Origin of the sequence: Methylosinus sp. Sm6 (genome assembly GCF_019802345.1) — a bacterium.
GTDB lineage: Bacteria > Pseudomonadota > Alphaproteobacteria > Rhizobiales > Beijerinckiaceae > Methylosinus.
This window is the reverse complement of sequence record NZ_JAINDZ010000157.1, coordinates 1-530: the sequence shown is the minus strand read 5'-3', so window position 1 is coordinate 530 and position 530 is coordinate 1. Positions and strand designations below refer to the sequence as shown.

The 530-nt window shown below is 64.7% G+C and carries 1 protein-coding gene; it reads left to right on the top strand.

From position 1 onward, the window contains the following. Window positions 1–530 (top strand): condensation domain-containing protein (locus K3F48_RS24045; RefSeq protein ID WP_222577956.1); only part of this gene is annotated, 530 nt, incomplete at both ends.

The window sequence follows — 530 nt, the reverse complement described above, 5'->3', positions numbered from 1 at the left end:
CTTCTCGCGCTCGATATGGGGCGCGCGCAGACGGGTGAGCGCGAGCATATTGTCGTCTTCACGCTGCATCACATCGTTTCCGACGGCTGGTCGACGGATATTCTGATCCGCGAATTCGCCGCTCTCTATGAAGCCTTCGCCGCGGGACGCACATCGCCGCTCGCGCCGCTTTCGCTTCAATACGCCGATTACGCCGCCTGGCAGCGCGAATGGCTGAGCGGCGAGCCGATGGAGCGGCAGCTCGCCTATTGGCGCGAGACGCTGGCGGAGTGTCCAACGAGCCTCGATCTTCCGACCGATCATCCGCGTCCGGCGGTGATGGATCATGCCGGCGCAACGCTCGACTTTCATGTGCCGAAAGATGTCGTCGACGGGCTGCGCAAGCTCTGTCGGCGCGAGGGAGCGACGCTGTTCATGGGGCTGCTCGCCGCCTTCTACATTCTGCTCTCGCGCCACAGCGGACAACAGGATTTGTGCGTCGGCGCGCCTGTGGCGAATCGGCGGCGCGTGGAGCTCGAGGGGCTGATCGG